This window comes from Rhodococcus sp. P3_B8 (genome assembly GCF_056402775.1).
Window position 1 is genome coordinate 1 of the sequence record NZ_JBFUGT010000126.1, and the last position, 18255, is coordinate 18255.

At 68.4% G+C, this 18255-nt stretch carries 15 protein-coding genes and 1 pseudogene; 8 read left to right on the forward strand and 8 right to left on the reverse strand.

Going from position 1 to position 18255, the window contains the following annotated elements; all coding sequences use genetic code 11:
- Positions 1-95: pseudogene (locus tag AC1D1G_RS27725) on the reverse strand (YceI family protein); the annotation flags it as partial.
- Positions 96-243: 148 nt separating this feature from the next.
- On the reverse strand, positions 244-822 hold the full coding sequence (locus AC1D1G_RS27730; RefSeq protein WP_477954517.1) for a TetR/AcrR family transcriptional regulator: 579 nt from the start codon (positions 820-822) through the stop codon (positions 244-246).
- Between the two features lie 87 nt (positions 823-909).
- Between AC1D1G_RS27730 and AC1D1G_RS27735 the strand changes: the two genes are divergently transcribed.
- Positions 910-1740, forward strand: coding sequence for an alpha/beta fold hydrolase (locus AC1D1G_RS27735; protein ID WP_283351610.1), 831 nt, complete (start codon positions 910-912; stop codon positions 1738-1740).
- A 21-nt stretch (positions 1741-1761) separates the two neighbouring features.
- Here AC1D1G_RS27735 and AC1D1G_RS27740 read toward each other — a convergent pair whose 3' ends face one another.
- Positions 1762-3465 (reverse strand): 2-isopropylmalate synthase, encoded by a 1704-nt coding sequence (locus tag AC1D1G_RS27740; RefSeq protein ID WP_477954518.1) that lies wholly within the window; start codon positions 3463-3465, stop codon positions 1762-1764.
- A 168-nt stretch (positions 3466-3633) separates the two neighbouring features.
- On the opposite strand from AC1D1G_RS27740, the gene AC1D1G_RS27745 reads away from it, so the two are divergent.
- Entirely contained in the window at positions 3634-4305 is a 672-nt protein-coding gene (locus AC1D1G_RS27745) for a FadR/GntR family transcriptional regulator (RefSeq protein WP_477954519.1), read from the forward strand.
- Between the two features lie 32 nt (positions 4306-4337).
- Here AC1D1G_RS27745 and AC1D1G_RS27750 read toward each other — a convergent pair whose 3' ends face one another.
- Both AC1D1G_RS27750 and AC1D1G_RS27755 read right to left on the reverse strand, forming a co-directional pair.
- On the reverse strand, positions 4338-5471 hold the full coding sequence (locus tag AC1D1G_RS27750; RefSeq protein ID WP_283330864.1) for a lysylphosphatidylglycerol synthase transmembrane domain-containing protein: 1134 nt from the start codon (positions 5469-5471) through the stop codon (positions 4338-4340).
- A gap of 28 nt (positions 5472-5499) precedes the next feature.
- Positions 5500-6957, reverse strand: coding sequence for an adenylate/guanylate cyclase domain-containing protein (locus AC1D1G_RS27755; protein WP_005258596.1), 1458 nt, complete (start codon positions 6955-6957; stop codon positions 5500-5502).
- A gap of 188 nt (positions 6958-7145) precedes the next feature.
- Here AC1D1G_RS27755 and AC1D1G_RS27760 point away from each other — a divergent pair, with 188 nt between their 5' ends.
- The 5 genes from AC1D1G_RS27760 (at position 7146) to AC1D1G_RS27780 (ending at position 12917) form a co-directional block, all read left to right on the forward strand.
- Positions 7146-8411 (forward strand): AI-2E family transporter, encoded by a 1266-nt coding sequence (locus AC1D1G_RS27760; protein WP_477954521.1) that lies wholly within the window; start codon positions 7146-7148, stop codon positions 8409-8411.
- Positions 8395-9597: a MacS family sensor histidine kinase gene (macS, locus tag AC1D1G_RS27765; protein WP_280785233.1), complete on the forward strand. Its 1203-nt coding sequence runs from the start codon at positions 8395-8397 to the stop codon at positions 9595-9597. The genes AC1D1G_RS27760 and macS overlap by 17 nt, the downstream gene beginning before the upstream one ends.
- Positions 9590-10258, forward strand: coding sequence for a response regulator (locus tag AC1D1G_RS27770; protein WP_280785234.1), 669 nt, complete (start codon positions 9590-9592; stop codon positions 10256-10258). Before macS ends, AC1D1G_RS27770 begins: the two co-directional genes overlap by 8 nt.
- 61 nt (positions 10259-10319) lie before the next feature.
- Complete coding sequence (locus tag AC1D1G_RS27775; protein ID WP_477954523.1) at positions 10320-10970, forward strand: DUF1707 SHOCT-like domain-containing protein; 651 nt, start codon at positions 10320-10322, stop codon at positions 10968-10970.
- 66 nt (positions 10971-11036) lie between these two features.
- Positions 11037-12917: a DUF2339 domain-containing protein gene (locus AC1D1G_RS27780; RefSeq protein WP_477954525.1), complete on the forward strand. Its 1881-nt coding sequence runs from the start codon at positions 11037-11039 to the stop codon at positions 12915-12917.
- On the opposite strand, the gene AC1D1G_RS27785 is transcribed toward AC1D1G_RS27780, so the two are convergent.
- Genes AC1D1G_RS27785 through trmB form a run of 3 tightly spaced genes read right to left on the reverse strand, consistent with a single transcriptional unit; the run spans position 12892 to position 17406 of the window.
- Positions 12892-15891 carry an MMPL family transporter gene (locus AC1D1G_RS27785; protein ID WP_477954526.1) on the reverse strand — a complete coding sequence of 1000 codons (3000 nt, stop codon included), beginning with the start codon at positions 15889-15891 and terminating at the stop codon, positions 12892-12894. The genes AC1D1G_RS27780 and AC1D1G_RS27785 overlap by 26 nt on opposite strands.
- Positions 15892-15901: 10 nt before the next feature.
- Positions 15902-16633, reverse strand: a complete 732-nt coding sequence (locus tag AC1D1G_RS27790; protein WP_105417227.1) for an NYN domain-containing protein — start codon at positions 16631-16633, stop codon at positions 15902-15904.
- Positions 16630-17406 carry a tRNA (guanosine(46)-N7)-methyltransferase TrmB gene (gene trmB / locus AC1D1G_RS27795; RefSeq protein WP_011597391.1) on the reverse strand — a complete coding sequence of 259 codons (777 nt, stop codon included), beginning with the start codon at positions 17404-17406 and terminating at the stop codon, positions 16630-16632. The genes AC1D1G_RS27790 and trmB overlap by 4 nt, the downstream gene beginning before the upstream one ends.
- Before the next feature lie 121 nt (positions 17407-17527).
- On the opposite strand from trmB, the gene AC1D1G_RS27800 reads away from it, so the two are divergent.
- The coding region (locus AC1D1G_RS27800) for a hypothetical protein (RefSeq protein ID WP_477954528.1) at positions 17528-18255 on the forward strand (728 nt) is incomplete at its 3' end.

Sequence of the window (18255 nt, forward strand, 5' to 3'; positions counted from 1 at the left end):
AGGTGGCGGACGGAGAAGCCGACGGTGGAGTGGACGGTGTCGATGGCCCAGGTTCCGGCGGTGAGGTTGGGCAGGGTGGCGGTGGCGGTGGTCATGAAAACTCCTCGGATCGTCGACTCAAGTAGTTGAATGTTCAAGTTCTTGTATCTTCAACTATGAACCCGGTGAATTTCTTCCGCAACCCGAATGTGATGCCTGTCACATGACGCACGTGAGTGGCACGGTGTGCCCGGGGGCGCTTTCTCACTCACGTGGGGGAAGGCAGGCGCGTGCCGCGGCGAGGACCGTGGCGCCGGCGGCGACGAGCGGTTCGGTGCTGCGCAGTGCACGGGCGAGGACGAACGCCCCCTCCAGGCTGGTGACGAAGCCGAGGATCAGGCGCCTCGCATCGGCCTCGTCGAATCCGCGCTCGCGCAGCAGGGCGCTGCCTGAGTCGATCCAGCTCGTGAACACGTCGGCCGTGGCCACGCGAAGCACCTCGTTGGTGCTCGCGACCTCGAGTGCGACCGTGGCGATGGGGCAGGCGTCCGCGTAGTCGGTGGCCACCAGGGTCTCGCCCGCCAGTCGGAACCCGACCTCGATCCCCTCGAGGATGTCGGAATGTGCGTCGAGGATGGAGAAGACCAGCCGGGCGTACTCCTCGCCCGACGAGCGGATGACCTCTTCGCCGAGTTGCTGCTTGCCGCCGGGGAAGAAGTGGTAAATCGACCCGAACGGTGCGCGGGCCTCCGCGGCGACCTGCTTGAGTCCGGTCCCGGTGTAGCCGTTGCGGCGGAAGAGGTCGCTGCTGGTGCCGAGGATCCGGGCCTTCGTGTCGTTCACTTTTCTGCCCTCCGACCGTTGCGCTCGGTGCGTACCTCATCGTAACCTGATTCTCAGTAGAACGATCTATCAAATGGAGTGAGTGCCATGAAGCAGATCGAGCTCTCCGCAGGCACCGTCGAGTATCGGGACACCGGGGGCGACGGCCCCGTCCTCGTGTTCATCTCCGGCCTGACCATCGACGGCACCGTGTGGCGACACGTGGTGGAGCAACTCGCCCCGGACTTCCGCTGCATCGTCCCGAACCTCCCGCTCGGCGCGCACCGCATTCCGATGCGCGAGGACGCCGACCTCTCGTTACGCGGGCTCGGACTGCTCATCGGCGAATTCCTCGAACGCCTCGACCTCGCCGACGTCACCCTCGTGCAGAACGACTGGGGTGGCGCGCAGGTGCTGATCGCCCTCGGCGACTCGAGCCGCATCGGGGCTCTCGTCCTCACCCCGTGTGAGGCGTTCGACAACTACCCGCCCGGAATTCCCGGTCGCGCAATCGGTCTCGCGGTGGCGATCCCCGGTGGTCTCACGTTGGCCATGCACGCGCTGCGATTCCGGGCGATGCGACGGGCGCCCGCAGGCTGGGGCTGGATGAGCAAGCGACCCGTACCGAAGTCGGTGATGGACGGCTGGTTCCGGCCCGCGACCACCGACCGCCTGGTGCGACGAGATCTGCGCAAGTACACGACCTCGGTGCCGCCGAAATCGACGCTGCGGGAGTGGGCGGAAGCGAACCGCAGCTTCGACCGCCCGGTCCTCGTGCTGTGGGCTGTCGAGGACAAGGTGATGCCCCGCGACCACGGCCGGCGCCTGGCCGAGCTGTACCCGCACGCCGAACTGCAGGAGGTCGAGGACAGCTACACGTTGATGCCCGAGGACCGCCCGGACGTGGTCGCGGAGGCTTTGCGGCTTCGCCGCCCGTGAGTACTTATTAACCGCGGGAGGTTAACAAGTACTCACGGCTCGATACACCGCCCGGATCGCGGAGGCCGTCACCGACTGGTGTGAGCCCATGCCCCACACCGTCCGATCCCCGACGCGGCACTCCGCCAACGTGATCGCCGCGCTGTCGCTGCCCGACCTCTGCGAGTGCTGGGTGAGGGAGAGGACGTCGACGTCCATGCCCTTCGACGTGAGGACGTGGGTCATCGCCTCGACGGGGCCGGTGGCGACCGCCTCGCCCGACACTTCCACGCCGTCGACGTCGAACACGACGAACAGCCGGTCGCCGTCGGGGCCGTGCTCGACGGACCAGCGGCCGAGGCCGCCCCGGTAGCCGTACTCGGCGCAGAACAGCGTCCACAGTTCCTCGGCGGTGATCTCGAGCCCCGACGAGTCCGCCGCCTCCTGCACCTTCGCAGCGAAGTCGATCTGAAGCCGCCGTGGCAGCGTGACACCGTATTCGGTCTGCAGCAGATGCGCGATGCCGCCCTTGCCGGATTGACTGTTGATGCGGATGACGGCCTGGTAGTCGCGTCCCACGTCCGCCGGGTCGATCGGCAGGTACGGCACCGCCCACGGTGCGGTCTCCGCATCCAGCCCGGCTGCCGCCGCGGACGCCCGATGCTCCGCGAATCCCTTCTTGATCGCATCCTGATGGGTGCCGGAGAATGCCGTGTACACGAGGTCGCCGCCGTAGGGGTGCCGCTCGTGAACGGGAATCCTGTTGCAGTACTCCACGGTTCGCCGCACCGTGTCGATATCCGAGAGGTCGATCATCGGGTCGACGCCCTGTGCGTGCAGATTCAGGGCCAGCGTCACCAGATCGACGTTGCCGGTCCGCTCACCGTTGCCGAACAGGCAGCCCTCGACCCGCTGCGCACCCGCCAGCACCGCCAGTTCGGCGCAGGCGACGCCGGTGCCGCGGTCGTTGTGCGGGTGCACCGACAGGATGACCGAATCCCTCCGCTCCAGATGCCGGTGCATGTACTCGATCTGGTCGGCGTACACATTGGGCGTCGAGACCTCCACCGTGGCAGGCAGATTGTGGATCACCGGACGGTCGGGGCTCGCGTCCCACAGCCGGGTCAGGCTGTTGCACACGTCGAGCACGAAGTCCGGCTCGGTCAGGTTGAACACCTCGGGTGAGAACTCGAAGCGCCGGCCCGAATGGTCACCGGCGCCGCGTGCCACCTCCTGTGCTGCATCGAAGATCAACCGGTGCAGCGCTTTCCGATCCTTGCCGAGAACGACGGAGCGCCACGTCGGCGCCGTCGCGGTGTACATGTGCACCACGACGTTCCGCAGTCCCTCGACCGACTCGTACGTCCTGGCGATCAGATCGTCGCGGGCCGCGGTGAAGACGACGATCGTCACGTCCTCGGGCACCAGGTCCAGACGCACGAGGTCGCGGACGAAGTCGAAATCGGTCTGGCTCGCTGACGGGTATCCGACCTCGATCTCCTTGTAGCCGATCGAGATCAGCAGTTCGAAGAATCTGCGTTTGCGCTCCGGATCCATCGGCTCGGCGAGGGCCTGGTTGCCGTCGCGCAGATCGACGGGCACCCACAGCGGGGCGGTGGTGGTGCGTCGTGTCGGCCAGGTGCGGTCGAGGTCGGGGACGGGAACGCGGTCCCAGATCGCGCGGTAGCGATCGGAGGGCATCGGTGAGGGTTGCTGGGTGTTCCACGTGGGGACGGTGCCGGTCATGACGGTCTTCTCCTCGGAAATGGGATGCACGAGACGACCGACGCGGCGAAACCCCGCGGCAGGGTGCCGGCCTTCAGGCCCCGCCGCGGCAGTGGAGGAGAAGTCCACGGATCGCCACGGCGCTAGACTAGGAGAAATTCACTCATCAGACAACCTGAGGAGTTCTGCGTGACTTCGTCGATACGACGCCACCTGCTGACGGACCAGGCGGCGGATCTACTGCGCGCGCGGATCGCGAGCGGAGAATGGGAGGTCGGTGCCAAGCTCCCCGGCGAGACCACGCTGGCGGCCGAACTGGGCGTCGGACGGTCGACGGTGCGTGAGGCCGTCCGGATGCTCGCGGGCCTCGGCATGGTCGAGTCGCGGCAGGGGGCCGGCGTGTTCCTCCGCAGGTCGTCCCCGCGGCAGGACTGGGACCGGGTGCTCCGGACCGAAGAGATACGCCACGTCGTCGAGGTGCGCCACACCGTCGAGATCGAGGCGGCCCGACTGGCGGCGTCCCGGCGCGACGAGGCCGATATCGCGGCGCTCCGTCGGGCGCTGGACGCACGGTCCGCGGCGTCCGGGGCCGGTGCTGCCGCGTTCGTCGACGCAGACATYGCCCTGCATCGCGCGGTCGTGGTCGCCGCGCACAACCCGGTGCTGACCGAGTTGTTCGAGACGTTCGTCCCCCGGCTGCGGGAAGCGATGCTCGATCTGACGGCGGCGCTGGACCTGAGTGCGGGCAACGAGCCCGACGCGGACGCTCACCGACTGCTGGTGGAGGCGGTCGCCGACGGCGACGCCGAGGAGGCCGTCCGGATCAGTACCGCGCACCTCGAGCGGCTTCGCCGCCCGTGAGTACTTATTAACCGCCGGCGGTTAATAAGTACTCACGGCTGGGAGTCGGGCTCGGGGTCCCCGGTGTGCTTCGTGCGCTTGGTGGTCGGTGACGATTGCTCCCGGCGCTCGAACTCGAGGTCCATCTCCAGGTCCTCGTGTTGGTTGTGCCGGAACAGGATGAAGAAAACCACCCAGCCGACGATCGCAACGAGGATGTAGCTCACGACGCGGTAGACGAACACGGCCGCGAGGGCCTGCGACGCGGTGGCTCCCGCCGCCGTCAGCGTCGCGATCAGGGTGCCGTCGACGAACCCCAGCCCGCCCGGGGCGAGTGGAATGCTGCCCACGGCCTTGGCCGCGGCGAACGCGATGAGCAGACCCGCGAACGACGGTTCCGCGCCCACCGCCCAGCACGCGAAACCGAGGCAGGCGACGTCGGCGAGCCGGTGCACCGCCGACCACCCGAACGTGATGACGGAATCCTTGCGGCTCAGCTCGACCGAATCGAGCTGGCTCAGGATTTCCTTCCACCGCTCGACGCCCGTCTCGGGGGGATTCTTGCGGAACTTGTTGTACCGGGTCAGCACCCAATGTCCGATCGACTCGATCGAGTCGGGATTACGTGAGATGTAGCGCAGCCCGTAGAACAGGGCGAACGCGGCCACCAGCGACAGTGCCAGCGTGACCGGACTCACCTTGGTGCCCACCGCGAACGCGCCTGCGGCGCCGAGCAGTGCGAGGCTGCCCGCGGCGATCACTCCGGAGATCGCCAGTTGCCAGGACGCGACGATGGGGGTGGCACCCCATTTGCGGGTCTGCTTGTAGGTGAAGGCGGTGGAGAACACCTGACCGGCCGGCAGGCTCACGGCCATCGCGGTGCTCGCGTAGATCACCGACACCGACTTCAGCTGACTGACGACGACACCGCCCGCCTGCAGCAGGCGCTGCTGGACCGCGCCGTACCCGCTCAGGGAGACGGCCTGGGCTGCGATACATGCCGCGACCCACCCCCAGTGGATCTCGGTGAGTGCTTTCCACGAGTCGCTGAGCGTGGGCCACAGGTAGATGCCCTCGACGGTCAGCAGGGCCAGGAGGCCGGCGCCGAGTAGCCATTTGATCCACCAGTATCGGCTTCGCTGCCGAGGAGGCTCGGCAGTGGGCGGGTCGGATCGAGGCTGGGCCACCTGGCCAGCGTAACCAACGGGTAGCGGATTACTCCGGATAGTCCTCCGGCCAAGCCAGATGGGTGTTGCGGCGGCGGCCCCGCAACTGGACCTGTTCGCCGAGTTCCCAGTGCGCCTGTTCGTCGTCGTCTGCGAAATACAGGGCGCTCGTCGAGGCCAGCACGCGGCTGGGGTGGAGCTTGGCCAGTTCGGTGAGCCGCGACGCCTCGTTGACGGGATCGCCGATCACCGTGTACTCGAAGCGTTCGGCGGCGCCGATGTTGCCGGCGACGGCGAGGCCTGCGGAGACGCCGATACCGACGTCGAGGCCGGTGATCTCGTTCAACGCGAACCGCAGTTCCCGGGCCGCCGCCAGCGCCGCCGTCGGTGCGTCGGGGCGGTCGAGCGGGGCGCCGAAGATCGCGAGCGCCGCGTCACCCATGAACTTGTTGACGAAGCCGTGGTGCCGGTCGATCACGTCGACGACGACGCGGAAGAACTCGTTGAGCAGGTTCACGACTTCGCCGGGGGGACGCTCCGCGGCGGCACCGGTGGAGCCGACCATGTCGACGAACAGCACCGCGACGAACCTCGTCTCTCCGCCGAGTTCGGTACCGAACTGCAGTGCCCGCCGCGCGACGTCCTCACCGACATGCTGGCCGAACAGTTCGCGCAGCAGCCGCCGTTCGTCCGATTCGCGCATCATGCGGTTGAACCCGACCTGCAGTCGCCCGATCTCACTGCCGTCGAACACCTCGACGCGGACGTCGGTGGCACCGCGCTGGACGCGTTCGATGGCCCGCCGCAGCTGTTTGATCGGGTCGGAGATCTGGCTGGCCGTCAGCATCGACAGCGCGAAGGCCTGCGCGATCGCGATGATCGACAGCAGCATGATCGCCCACGCGAGCGCGTTCGGGGAGAACACCAGGTCGGTGGTTATCTGCGTCACGCACAGCAGGATGATGCCGATGACGGGCATCAGCGTGCCGAGCCCCCACGTCATGGCCATCCGGGTGCCGACGCCGGGCGCCATGGTCCGGTCGAACTCGCCCTCGCTGAGCGCGCGGGCGGCCACGGGACGCAGGATGCGTTCGCCGAGCATGTACGTGAAGCCGAACGTCGTGGTCGCGGCCATGCAGACGGTGACGATCACCGCCACCGCGAGTTCCGGCATCTCGGTGATGGTGAGCAGCACGAAGATGATGCCGCCGAGGATCCACAGCACCAGGTGCACGATCGCCTGCCGCAGCGGTGCGTGCAGCGCCGACATCTGCTCGCTGCGCGTCGGCGGACCCCCACGCAACTGCCAGCGGACGACCGACCTCAGCATCATCGCGGCGGCCGTGAGACTCACCACGGCGGCGAATGCGAGGTAGCCACCGAAGATCGCGACGTTGCGCACCCGGTCGGCGATGATTTCCTGCGATTCGGGGATCGGCACGCCGTACCGCACGAACGCGAAGACGAGGATGGCGCCGATGAAATTGGCGAGGAGCATCGAAACCATATAGAGCGGCCATCTGCTGCGGACCGTCGCCGCGATCGCTCTATAGGATTTCCGCACGCCGTTCAATTTAGCGGGGGGTGTACCGGGTGGCGTAGGACACGTCCCCTAAAGGGCGCATATGCGTGCCCCGCGTGCGTGTTTCCCACGCGAATCGCCCGGCACTGTCCGAACCTCGATACGCTCCGCACGTGAACGCGAACGAGCAACGCTCGGACACTGCCGCGGTAACACAGGGCGGGGGCCATCCCTCGGCGTCCGTGCACCCGGTGGTGCGGGTGGCGGCCGAATGGACGTGGCGGCTCCTGGTCATCTTCGCGGGCCTGCTGACCCTCGGCTACATCGTGACCAGGCTCGACACCGTTCTCATCCCGGTGGGTCTGGCGCTGCTCTCGTCGGCGCTGCTGCTGCCGCTCGTCGACTGGCTGCAGGCCAAGGGCGTGCCGCGGTCGGCTGCCGTCCTGGTCGTCCTCATCGGTTCGATCGGCATCGTCGCCGGGATCATGACGTTCGTCGTCGAGCAGTTCATCGAAGGTCTCCCCGGCCTCACCGAACAATTCGAGGCGAGCGTCACACAGATCCAGGGATGGCTCACCGACGGCCCGTTGCACTTCAGCGAGGATCAGATCCGGCAGGCCGGCGACTCGGTGGTGAAATCCATCCAGGACAACCGCCAGCAGCTGACGAGCGGGGCACTGACCACTGCCACCGTCGTCGGCGAAATCTTCACCGGTGCCCTGCTGACGCTGTTCACGCTCATCTTCTTCCTCTACGGCGGATCTCAGATCTGGGAGTTCGTCACCCGCCTCGTCCCCACCGCGTCACGGCGACGGGTCCGGCTGGCGGGGAGTCAGGGGTTCGGCTCGCTGATCGGGTACGTCCGGGCGACGGTGGCGGTGGCCGCCGCAGACGCCATCGGAATCGGCGCGGGACTCGCGATTCTGGGGGTTCCACTCGCCCTGCCGCTGGCGTCGCTCGTGTTCATCGGTGCGTTCATCCCGATCGTCGGTGCGTTCCTCACCGGGTTCCTCGCGGTGCTCGTCGCCCTCGTCACCAAGGGATTCCTCACCGCGCTGATCGTGCTCGGCATCATCATCGGGGTGATGCAACTCGAGGCCCACGTACTGCAACCCCTGCTGCTCGGCCGCGCGGTCCGGTTGCACCCGCTCGCAGTGGTGCTGGCGATCACCACCGGCATCGTGCTCGCCGGGATCGTCGGCGGCCTCCTGGCGGTGCCGATCGTCGCGCTGCTGAACACGGCGGTGCGCTCGCTCATGTCCGAGGATCCCGACGCCACCTACGACGCACTCGAGATCGACGACCCGGCAGTCCCGCTCTATCCCGCCGAGGCCGACGGCCCGCACCCGCCGCATCCCGCCGACCCGCATCCCGCCGACCCGCATCTCGACGACCCGCATCTCGACGGCACAGCGCAGACCCATGACCGACCGGAATGAGCACCGCACCCGCCTGCACTACCGGCCGCGGGCCGCGACCGAGCTCGACACCCAGCCGGACGCACCGCTGTGGCGGGCCGCGCAGGCCTTCCGCCTCGTCACGCTGGTGTACGCGATCAGCTACCAGATCGTGTCGGTGCAGTACTACACCCATCAGCGGCTGAGCTGGTTCCTCGTCGCCCTGATGGCGGTGTGGTCGGGACTCTCGGCCGTCCTGCTGTCCCACGGGAAGGTCCCGCGCTACCAGGTGGTGATCGCCGACCAGCTGATCGTCATCGCCCTCATGGCGTCGACTCGCCTTGTCTCCGATCACGATTGGTACAACCACCATCAGACGCTGCCGACGACGCTGTGGGTCACCAACGCGGTGATCTCCGCCGCCGTGTTCGGCGGTCCGTGGCTCGGGATGGCGTCCGGTGTGCTGATGGCGACGGTGAGCGCGGTGGTGCGCGACCAAGTCAACCTCGACCTCTGGCGGGACGCGACGGCGCCCGTTCTGGTGTCGGTGGGTCTGGCACTCGGGCTCGCCACCACCACCGCGAGGCGTGCGCAGGCCCAGCTGGAGCAGGCCGTGCGGTTGGCCGCCGCCACCGAGGAACGGGAACGACTCGCCCGCGAGGTGCACGACGGCGTCCTGCAGGTGCTCGCGCTCGTCCGTCGCCGCGGCAACGAGATCGGGGGACCCGCAGCCGAACTCGCGGATCTCGCCGGCGAGCAGGAGGTGGCGCTGCGCATGCTCATCTCCGAGCAGGGCGCCGGTGTGGTGTCGGATCTGGGTGGAAGCGCGATCGATCTGCGACTGCTGCTGGGCACACGGGCGAGCACCACCGTGTCCGTGTCGACCCCGGCGGATCCGGTGACGATCGAGCGCGGCCGGGCGACGGAACTCGTCGCAATCGTCGACACCGCACTGTCCAACGTCGCACTGCACGCGGGGACCGGTGCCCGGGCGTACGTGCTGCTCGAGGATCTGGGCGACGAGGTGATCGTCAGCGTCCGCGACGACGGCAGCGGAATCGCTCCGGGACGGCTGGCCGAAGCGGAGGCCGAGGGTCGCATGGGAGTATCGAAATCCATTCTGGGCCGCGTCGGTGCGCTCGGCGGCACCGCCGAACTCGACACCGAACCCGGTCAGGGCACCGAATGGGAGATCCGCGTGCCGAAGGGAGACGAAACGCATGGGTGACACGGAGACTGACGAGCAGATCACCGTGATGGTCGTCGACGACCACCCGATGTGGCGGGACGCCGTGGCCCGCGACCTCGAAGGCGCCGGGTTCACCGTGGTCGCCACGGCCGACGGCGTCGCCGCCGCGGGACGTCGGGCGGCGGCGACCCGACCCGCCGTCGTGCTCATGGACATGCAACTGCCCGACGGAAACGGTGCCGCGGCCACCGCCGCCGTCCTCCAGGTGTCGCCGGACAGCCGGGTGCTGGTGCTGTCGGCGTCGTCCGAGCGTGACGACGTCCTCGACGCCGTCAAGGCCGGTGCGTCCGGGTACCTCGTGAAAAGCGCGTCCGTGGAGGAGCTGCTGGACGCGGTGCGGGCCACCGCGGCCGGGCAGGCAGTCTTCACACCGGGGCTCGCCGGACTCGTGCTGGGGGAGTACCGCCGGATGTCGAGTGCGCCCGCCGACGAGCAGGGTCCCGCCGTCCCCCAACTCACGGAACGGGAGACCGAGGTTCTGCGGTTCGTCGCGAAAGGGCTCAGCGCCAAGCAGATCGCGACCAAACTGTCGCTCAGTCACCGCACCGTCGAGAACCACGTCCAGGCGACCCTCCGCAAGCTGCAGCTGGCCAACCGCGTCGAGCTGACCAGGTACGCCATCGAGCAGGGCCTCGAGTAGCCGTGAGTACTTGTTAACCGCGGGCGGTTAACAAGTACTCACGGGCGCTAGCCTTGTAGGTATGGAGGCACGGGACCTACGCGTATCGGATGYGGAGCGCGAACACGTCGGCGAATTGTTGCAGCGGGCGGTGGGCCAGGGGATGCTCTCGCTCGGTGAGTTCACCGAGCGGATGGACACGGCACTCGCCGCGAAAACACGCGCGGAACTGAACGTCGTCCTGGTGGATCTGCCGGGAATCCAGCTGATCTCCGAGTTCACGCCGCCGCCGTACCCCGACCAGCCGTACGTGTCTCGCCCGGCGCCGCCGGTTCCGCCGGTCGCGCACCGGTTGCCCGCGCCGCCGCCGGGCGACGTCATCCGGGGCCGGATGTCGTCAGTCAGCCGCACCGGCTCCTGGAACGTTCCCCCTGCCCTCGAGGTGAACACCCGGGTGTCGACGGTGACGCTCGACTTCACGCGGGCCGTCATGTCCACGCAGGTGGTGCACGTGACGATCGACGACTACGCGAGCACGATCTCGCTGGTCGTGCCGGAAGAGGCGACGGTCGACCTCAACGGCGTCGAAACGGTCGGTGGTTCCGCGACCAACAAGGTGCGGACCGGCCCTCCCATCGGCCCGCTGCACGTCGTCGTCCGGGGCAAGGTCAGGTTCGGGAACGTGACCGCCAAACACCCGTTCGGCACCTCGATTCGCCGAATGTTCGGGTAGCACGACGCAGGCCTCTCGAGTAGGCCTACTCATGTGTGGGGGCCGTCGCCGCAGGACGATTGATCCATGTCCACACCTGGTACTCCTTCGATAGACCCGCGGCTGGTCGCGCAGCTTTCCGGCGACTTCTCGGCGCTCGGGCAGCAGATGCGCCACGTGGGTGAGAACCTCGCGGTCCTGCAGGCTCAGCTCGCAACCATCCAGAGGCCCCAACCGCAGCCCCAGCCCCAACCGCAGCCGGCGCCGCAGCCGATGTACCGACCACCGGTGCCGCAGGCACCCCCGGTCGCCCAGCCGCCGCCACCCGTACCGGCCGGCCCGTACCGGCCCGCTCCGGCGCCGCCTGCCCGGGTGGCTCGTGAACCCTGGTGGCAGCGCGACGGGGTGATCAGCCGCGTGCTGGCCGTCGCGGGTGTGGCCGTCACGCTGATCGGTGTCGTGATGTTGCTGGTGCTGGCGGCGCAGGCCGGATTCTTCGGTCCGGAACTGCGCGTCGTGGCGGGCGGGTTGTTCTCGGCCGGTCTCGTCTACACCGGTGTCCGTGTCTTCGGACGGCCCGGCGGCCGGGTCGGCGCGATTGCGCTCGCGGCAACGGGTATCGCCGGCGCCTACCTCGATGTCGTGGCCGTCGCGGTCGTCTATCACTGGTTGCTGCCGGTGCTCGCGATGGTCGTGGCACTCGGGATCGCGGGAGCCGGTGTCGCACTCGCGGTGCGGTGGGGTTCGCAGCCCCTCGCGCTGCTCGTGGTGACCGGCGCTGCCGTGCTCGCACCCGTCCTCACCGACGGCATCACGCTCACCCTCATCGGGTTCCTGTTCGTCATCCAGGTCGCCAGCTTCCCCGCGCAACTCGGTCGCGACTGGCTGTACCTGGCGGTCGCGCGGACGTGCCCGGTGGTGATCGCGTTGCTGATCGCGATCGCGAGTTCCGGACTGTCCGACCGGCCGGAGAGGTTCTGGCTGCTCGCGTCCGCCGCGCTGGTCGCCCTGTTCGGGCTCGTGTCGTCGATCATCCTGTTGCGCAGCAATTCTCGTGACGTCACCGCGACCGCGATGATCGTCACGACGGCCGTCCCGACGCTGGTGATCGGCCACCTCTTCGACCGGCTCGGGTCCACGGTGATCGCGCTGGTACTGGCCGCAGCGATGTTCGCCGCGTTCGCGGCGGCGCGGTCGTTGCCGCGACACGCACGGATCGCGCTCGCGGGCGTGGGTGCCCTAGCTCTGCTCGAGGCCTGCCTCATCGGATCGAGCGAAGACCTCGCGCCGCTCGTCCTGCTCGGGGTGGCGGCACTGTTTCTCACCATCGGCGGGCAGGCGGAGTCGCGGATCGCGTACGCCGTCGGCGCGGTCTTCACCGTCGTCGGCGGATTCGCCTTCGTGATCACCGCGCCGCCGTTCGTCCTCGTCGACGAGTACAGCGCGCTCGACTCGCTCGGGGTGACCCCGGTGCTGTCCTCGCTGGTGCTGGCGGGCACCGTGTTCCTGTTCGTCTGGTACGCGCACACGCTGAAACTGTTGAGCGACAGCACCGCCCAGCCGTGGTGGGTGCTCGCCGGACTGGTGATCCTGTACGCTGTCACCACTGCGACGGTGTCCGCGGGCACGGCGCTCACCGGGACGTCCGCAGGATTCATCGCCGGACATTGCGCCGCGACCATCGCGTGGATGGCGGCGGCGACGGCGGCACTGGTGTTCGGACTGGCCCGCCGCGACTACGCGCACACGGCACTCGGCGTCGGGCTCGGACTGACCGCTGCGGCGCTGGCCAAACTGTTCCTGTTCGACCTGGCCACCCTCGACGGCCTGTTCCGCGTCCTCGCGTTCCTCGTGGTCGGCCTGCTGTTGCTCCTCGCCGGCACCCGCTACGCGCGTGAATTCGCGGAGCGGGAGGCCGGACGGGGAACGCCGAACGGCTCCGTCAGCGCCGGTTCTGCCGAGCGATGAGTTCGCTGACGCTGACGGCGTTGCCGTCGTCCGCGCGGTGCCTGCCGCTCGCGGCGTCGTCCGGATCGACGGGCGGCTCCTCGACGCTGCGGCGGCGCGAGCCGTTGGCCGGCGTTCCATTGGCAGGGGCGCCGTTGGACGGGGTTCCGTGCGCGGGCGAGCCGTTGCTGCGCCTGCCGCCGTTCACGGGTTCCGAAGGCTCGGCGGCACGACGCCTCGACGGAATCGGCGGCACCGGGCGGGCAGGAGACGACTGGGGGGTCTCCTGCTCGTACGGTGCAGGCACCGAGCGCGGCGAGCGGGTCGGCAGTGACGGCGCCGACGCACTGGGTCGCGGTTCGGCGGGCGAGGAGATCGGCCGCGGTTCGGCGGCCGACGTGGACCGGAGGTCCGCGAGCCAACTCTCGATCGGACGTGACTCGGTGGCCGGACCCGGGGCCGGGGCGGGAGCCGCCGGACGGGGCCGCGGAGCAGGACGCGACTGCGGCGCGGGCCGCGACGGGGGTGCGGGGCGCGACTGCGTCGGGGCCGGACGCGGCGGAGCAGGCTGCGGCAGCACCGTGGTCTGCGGTTCCGCGGTCGGCGTGTCCTCGATCTCCGGTGCCCGAGCGGGGCGGCCGGTCGCCGAGCGGCGGGCCTCGTTCTGCGCCCGGCGTGCCTTCGCGTCGTCCTCGGACATCTTCGCGGCCAGCGCCCGCGCGGTGACCAACGGGATCGGCTCGGTGAGCGGTTCCGGTTTGCGGGGTGCGGGCGGCGCCGCGAGCTTGCGCTGCGGCGGGACGGCACCGATCGGGGTGAGCTCCGGGACGTCGGTGGGCATCAGCTCGTTGTCGAGGATGGGCTCACCGAGACCCGTCTTCTCCTGGATTCGCTTCATCCACGCCGGCGCCCACCAGCAGTCGTCGCCGAGGAGTTTCATCGTGGCGGGCACGAGGAACATACGGATGAGGGTCGCGTCGATGATCAGCGCGGCGATCATGCCGTAGGAGATGTACTTCATCATCACCAGTTCCGAGAACCCGAACGCACCGGTGACGACGATGAGGATGAGTGCGGCCGCGGTGATGATGCGGCCCGTGTGCGCCGTGCCGATGCGGATCGACTCCGTCGTACTGGCCCCCTGCGCCCGCGCCTCGACCATGCGCGAGAGCAGGAACACTTCGTAGTCGGTGGACAGGCCGTAGACGATAGCGATGATCAGCACCAGCACCGGCGACATGATCGGGCCGGGGGTGAAGTTCAACCACTCCGAACCGTGACCGTCGATGAAGATCCACGTCAGGATGCCGAGCGTGGACCCGAGGCCCAGCGCGCTCATCAACGCCGCCTTGATCGGTAGGACGAGCGAGCCGAACGTCAGGAACATCAGCAGCGTCGTCAGGACGAGGACGGAGATCACCATCGTGGGCAGGTGGTCGAGCAGCGCGGCGATACTGTCCTGCTCGATCGCCGGGGTGCCGCCCACCAGTACCTGCACGCCGTCCGGACTGTCCATGGCGCGCAGATAGTCGATGGTCGGCTTGGACTCGTTGCGGTCGACGAGGCCCGCCTTGAGGACGACCACACCGTCCTTGGCCGCACCCTCCGGGGTGAAGCGCTCGATCAGCCCCGGCGCGCCGCTGGCTTCTTTGATGATCTGGCCGAGCGCCTTGTTGTCGGCGTCGGACACGACCAGCTTGACCGGTTCGGTGCGCAGGTTCGGGAAGATCTCGTCGAACTGTTCCTGCGCGGCTCGCGTCGAGCTGTCCGGGGGAAGGTAGGTCTCGTTGATGCCACCGAACTTGATGCCCGTCAGGGGCACGATCAGCAGGAGCAACCCCACGACGATAGGGATGGTGACCTTGAGCGGGTTACGCATCACCCAGCGGGTGAGCCGGCCCCAGATGCTCGCCTCGATCTCTTCGGTGTTCTTGGTCTGACGGAAACGGTCGAGGCTGAGGGCGTCGATGCGCTTGCCGAGGATGCCGAGGATCGCGGGCAGGATCGTGATCGACGTCAGCGCCGCCAGGCCGACCGTGGCGATGGCGCCGTAGGCGACGGACTTCAGGAAGCCCTGTGGGAACAGCAGCAGACCGCCGAGGCTGGCGACGATCATCGTCGCCGAGAAGACCACGGTGCGGCCCGAGGTCATCACCGTTCGGCGGACGGCGGAGCGGGTGTCGTACCCCTCCGCCATCTCTTCTCGGAACCGGCTGACGATGAACAACCCGTAGTCGATGGCCAGACCGAGCCCCACGAGGGAGACCACGGGCGCGACGAACGAGTTGACCTCGGTGAAGTTGGTGATCAGCCGGACGACGCCGTTGGCCCCGACCACGGTCAGGCCGCCGATGATCAGCGGCAGCGCCGCCGCGACGACACCACCGAACACGAAGAACAGCAGGATGCCGACGGCCGGGATCGCGAGGATCTCCATTCGCCTGATGTCCTTGGCCATCGTGTCGTTGAGCGCACCCGACACGGGCTGGAGGCCGGCGAGCTGCACGTCGACGCCGTCGATGTAGAACTCGTCCTTGACGTCGCGGAAATTGGCAGTGACCTCGGTGTCGTTGTCGCCGACGATCGCGATGCTCTCGATTGCGTGTTGCTTGTCGGCGTCCGCGGCGGACGCCAACTGTGGTGCGTTGCCGACCTTGAAGTAACCGCCGTTGATCTTGAGGATCTTGTCCGGGTGTTCCGCGGCCAGCCGCTCGAGGTTCTCGACGACCTTCGCCTGGAACTCGGGGTCCTCGATCGTCTTGCCCTCGGGCGCCGTGTAGAGCGCCACGACGTCGCTGTTGGTGTCGCGACCGAAGGTGCCGTCAGCCAGCTTGGCCGCGGCGACCGACTCCGAGCCCGGATCGTCCCAGCCGCTCTGGCTGAGATGCTTCTCGAGGCCCAGGCCGTACGCGGCCGAACCGAGCAACAAGGCAACCATGATGCCGATGACGGTGAATCGGGCCCGGTAGACGACGCTTCCCCAGCTCGCGAACACTGATCAACTCCTACTCGGCAGCACTCTTCCGCCCGACGAGCAGGGCGGAAAGCGGTCGGAACGGCTGCAACCAGGCACCCTCGTCGGGCAGTGTGTCGAGGCTGACCCGAGGGAGTGGCTCCCGGAACACGCCGGGGATGTCCTCGAGATCGACGAAGTCCAGAAGGTCGGACGCGACCGCCCAGCTGGCGTGCTCGCGGAACCCGAGTATCTGGACCGGAATGCCGGTCGCGGCGATGTCTTCCAACGGTTCGCGAAACGCTTGACCGTCGGCGGAGGCGACCATGACACCGGCCAGCCCCTCGCCGTGACGAAGGGCGATGTGGTCCAGCATGTCGGAATCGACGTCGCTGTCCTCATCGATCTTCGGCTTGGCGAACACCGCGAAGCCCACATTACGCAAGGCTTCGACCCACGGTCTCACGACATCAGCGCTGCCAGCCGCGATGTTGGTGAAGACCGTCGCCTCGGGTTCGAGTGTGTCGGTGCCGGACGCGGACAGTTCCGCGGTCCGGGAGAGCAGCCAGCGGCCGAGTGCGTCGAATCGTGGCCGGTAGGCAGCCGTGGGCCGGCCGCCGAGAATGGCGCCGAGACCCATGTCGAGGTTGGGCGCGTCCCAGACGAGAAGGACCCGCTTCTGGTGGCGTCCGTCACGTGCACCCACCACGGGAGATCCTGACGACACCGCGGTGCCTGCCGGGACCGCACCGGCTATGTCGGAGTACTGCTCGCTGACGCTCATGACCTGATCTTCCCCCAAATCAACTCGGTGATCGCACTGCCGACCTGGTGGGCCTTGTCCTCGAACTTCGTCACCGGTCGCTCGTGCGTCATCGGCGATTCCCAGTCGAGGGAGGTCAGGAGGGGTTCCGCGTTGCCTGCCTCGGCGATGGCCTCGGCGTACTCCGCGTGATCTGTTGCGACATGCAACACACCACCGGCCTTCAGGCGGCTCGCGATCAGGGCGAAAGTGGGGGACTGCAGTAGGCGCCGCTTGTGATGGCGGGCCTTCGGCCACGGGTCCGGGAAGAAGACACGGACTCCGGTGAGCGATTCCGGTTCGATCATGTTCTCCAGGACATCCATGGCGTCGCCGCGCAGGACCCGGATGTTCGGGATCTCGTCCCGTTCGATCTGTTGAAGCAACTGTGCGAGCCCGGGCCGGTAGACCTCGACGGCCATGAGGTTCACGTGCGGTTCGGCCTTCGCCATCGCCGCGGTGGCGGTGCCCGTTCCCGAGCCGATCTCGAGGATCAGAGGGGCGTCACGGCCGAACCACGACGGCGCATCCAGGCGGTGGTCCGAGACGTCCGCGCCGATCCGGGGCCATTGCCGGTCCCACGACTCCTGCTGCGCAACGGTCAGAGCGCCCCTGCGCGAGCGGAAACTTGTCACCCTCGGGTGGAGACGGGACCCCTTCGAGTCCTTCGTCTGCCCCTCCTCGGGGACGGCGGGTGCATCCTGATCAGCGTGGTTCACCGGACCATTGTCACGCATGAGGGGCGTTTCTGGCATACGGGTCTGAAGTTCACCTTGAGACTTTTTCGGTAATCCGGTGCCCAGCCTGCACGGTTGCCCACGCCGATTCGGGGTCGGTCTGACAGAATCGGCGCGGGACGAAGGGGGTGACTGCGTCATGGGCACTGCAGATGCCGGGGGCGGGGAACTGGCGGATCTCGCCGAACTTGTGGCGGCACTGGACGGGGTTTCCGGTGACCGTGTGCGCGACGCCGTGGCCGCGTTTCGGGCGCCGATCCGGGTCCAGACCGCGGGTCGAGCGGGTGTGGGCAGGTCGACCGTCGCTGCGGCACTGACCGCGAACGGGATCGCCGGCGCCGTCGTGGAGGAAGCGGACGCCGTCGACGTGCCCGGCGCACCCGACCCCACGCTGGACGGCGACGTCGTGGTCTACGTCCTCGTCGAGTCGGTGCGCGACGCCGACCGGGACGCCGTGCGGACGCTGGACCCGGCGCAGGCACTGTTCGTCCTCAACAAATCCGACACGTTGGGCGCGTCGCGCGCGGCGGCCGACGCCTGGGCGACGGCGACCGCGCGTGCCGCCGAGTGCTCGGACGAAGGCGGCCTCCGGACTCTGCCCCTCATCGGAACGCTCGCAGGAACGTCACCGGAGTCCGGAATCGACGCGGTGTCGGCTGCCGTCACCGACCGGGTCGCACGCACCCGGGCGCGCCGCGGCGAGACCCTGCTGAACGCGCTGCGGTCGCAGGCGGYGCGCAACCCCGCGTCCCGCGACGCGCTGGAGCGGTACCTCGCCGGCGACCATGCCGTCGCGCTCGCCGCCGCCGCGGCCCGGCTTCATCTCGACGACTGCGCCGCGGAGGCGCCGGAGCCACCGCGCAGCGC

Coding starts and splice junctions, on each gene's coding strand:
- AC1D1G_RS27735 (WP_283351610.1), top strand. CDS start 910: ATGAAGCAGATCGAGCTCTCCGCAGGCACCGTCGAGTATCGGGACACC.
- AC1D1G_RS27740 (WP_477954518.1), bottom strand. CDS start 3,465: ATGACCGGCACCGTCCCCACGTGGAACACCCAGCAACCCTCACCGATG.
- AC1D1G_RS27755 (WP_005258596.1), bottom strand. CDS start 6,957: ATGGTTTCGATGCTCCTCGCCAATTTCATCGGCGCCATCCTCGTCTTC.
- macS (WP_280785233.1), top strand. CDS start 8,395: ATGACCGACCGGAATGAGCACCGCACCCGCCTGCACTACCGGCCGCGG.
- AC1D1G_RS27770 (WP_280785234.1), top strand. CDS start 9,590: ATGGGTGACACGGAGACTGACGAGCAGATCACCGTGATGGTCGTCGAC.
- AC1D1G_RS27780 (WP_477954525.1), top strand. CDS start 11,037: ATGTCCACACCTGGTACTCCTTCGATAGACCCGCGGCTGGTCGCGCAG.
- AC1D1G_RS27790 (WP_105417227.1), bottom strand. CDS start 16,633: ATGAGCGTCAGCGAGCAGTACTCCGACATAGCCGGTGCGGTCCCGGCA.
- trmB (WP_011597391.1), bottom strand. CDS start 17,406: ATGCCAGAAACGCCCCTCATGCGTGACAATGGTCCGGTGAACCACGCT.